Source organism: Streptomyces sp. MB09-02B, assembly GCF_033794485.1.
Taxonomy (GTDB): Bacteria; Actinomycetota; Actinomycetes; order Streptomycetales; family Streptomycetaceae; genus Streptomyces.
This window is the reverse complement of record NZ_JARGEE010000769.1, coordinates 1-2,078: the sequence shown is the minus strand read 5'-3', so window position 1 is coordinate 2,078 and position 2,078 is coordinate 1. Positions and strand designations below refer to the sequence as shown.

Genomic DNA, 2,078 nt, shown 5'->3' with positions numbered 1-2,078 from the left:
AGTCTGGTCGGCGGGGGTTTCTGACGCGGGCTTGCGCCCCCGCCGCCCCTACCCGTCCCATCCTCGGCAAGGGGCTGCGCCCCTTCGACCCCCAGGCGTCCGTCCGGTGGGGGCTGGTCGCGCAGTTCCCCGCGCCCCTGAAAGGCCTACGGCCATCTCGGGGCGAAAAAGCAGGGGCGCAGCCCCGCTTTTTCAGGGGCGCGGGGAACTGCGCGAGAAGCCCCGCCGGACCCGCACCCGAACGACGGCCTCCCCCGCCCCCTACAACCCGAGGCCCGTCAACAGCGTCGGAACATCGACGGACGTCAGCGGGGTCAAGGGACTCTCCTGCCCCCTACCCCCCTCCGCAGCGCCCTCGTCGTGTACGGCCAGCACGGACCCGCCCCGCTCGACCTCCGCCTCCGCCTCCGGCGTCGCGTCCGGCGTCGGCGTGTCCGGCTTCTGTGGTCCCGGCGCCGGGGAGTCCTCGCCGGCGTCCGGTTCCTCGGAGACCGGCTCGGTCTCGGGCGTCGGTGCCTCGGAGCCGGAGACGGAGAGGGACTCGGGGCTGGCGGTCACCCCGTCGGTGAGCCAGCGCTGCTTGGTGGAGTTGTCCCGGACCTTGACGACGACGTCCGACTTGGGCTCCGAGTCGATGGGGGCCATGGCGAGCCCTTCGCCCCACCGGGGCAGCAACTCGCCCTGGACGGTGAAGTCGTAGCGGACGTCGTCACCGCGCTCAGAGTGTTCGCCCGCGCATTTGCCGAGGACGACGACACCGGCGTCCACCTGGGAGTCCAGGCAGAGCTCGGGGTTGGCGACACTGCGCAGCAGACCGTCCTCCTCGTAGGACCACTTCTGGGTCCAGCCGGAGTCGCACACCGCGAGTTCGGTCGAGGCACCCTTGACCGCCTTGCCGCCCTGGATGTCGAGGCACAGGTCGGCGGCCTGGTTGCGCAACCGGGTCTGCTGGGGTGCCGTGGGCCGTCCGGCCGAGGCCGGCGGGGTCGGCGAAGCGCTGCCCCTCGTGGCCTCGTTGCCGGTGTCCGGCGCCGTGGCGACGCCCCCGGTGGCACTGGTGGAGGCGGTGGGGTCCGCCCCGCTGCCGTCGTCCGAGAGGAACGCGGCGCCCAGGATGGCCGCGAGCAGGGCGCCCGAGGAGACGCCTACGGTGATCAGGGCCCGGGGGTTGCGTGCTCCCGAGGTCAGCCGGCGGCGCTGCGCGGGGATCTGGGAGAGCAGCCGGTGACGGCCGCCGCTCCCCGGACGTCTGGACGTGCCCTTCTGCGGCATCCGGCCGGGCCGGGAGTCGAGATAGCGCCGGGCGCCCCAGCCGAGGACGGCTTCGGCGATGACCCCGCCCAGTCCGCCCTCGAAATGGCTGAGTTGCTCGGCCGCGTAACGGCAGTACCGGCACTCCAGCAGATGCTGCTGGACGTCCGGCAGTAGAGCACCGCCCCGGCGAATGGGCACGTCCAGCAGCCGGTTGTAGAAGCGGCAATCCTTGGACGGCGCGAGTTCCCGGTGGGCGCGGACGCAGCCTTCACGGAATTTGTCGCGGGCCTGCTCCAGGGTGGCGACCGCGCTGTCGGCGTCCAGCCCCAGCAGACCAGTGGGTATGGTTATCGTTTCGGCTTCTACTTCGGTGTGCCACAGCAGGCACTGGGCGACCGCGGGGAGGGCCTGGAATGAGCGCTCGATCAGCTTGCGGTTTTCGGGCGTCATGGACTTCGCCGCCCGCATACCGCGCCCACCGGCGGGCTTGCGCAGATCCGGCAGCACGCCGGAGACGCCTCCTTCCGCGGACCACTCCTTGACCGTGTCGCGCGCGGCCACCAGCAGCCGGGGCCGCAGGGCCACACCCGACTCACCCCGCATCAGCCCGTCGAGCACCCGGTGGAAGGCGGTGGCGGTGACCATCGAGGCGACCTGCGACTGGGTGGCGAGGCAGATCGCCGCGTAGTCGTAGGTCGACTGCCAGTGCCGCGCCATCAACAGGGCAACGGGATCGCCTGTTCCGCCCTCCGGCCATCCCCTCAGCCGGGCGGCGAGAGTCTCGTCGGACTCTCCGGGCACCGGGCCGGGGGCGGGCGGAAAAG

At 72.2% G+C, this 2,078-nt stretch carries 1 protein-coding gene; it reads right to left on the bottom strand.

The window, feature by feature from the left end:
- Positions 1 to 261: 261 nt before the first annotated feature.
- Positions 262 to 2,078, bottom strand: a 1,817-nt coding sequence (locus P1P70_RS43865; protein ID WP_319247985.1) for an RICIN domain-containing protein, incomplete at its 5' end; no start/stop codon positions are given.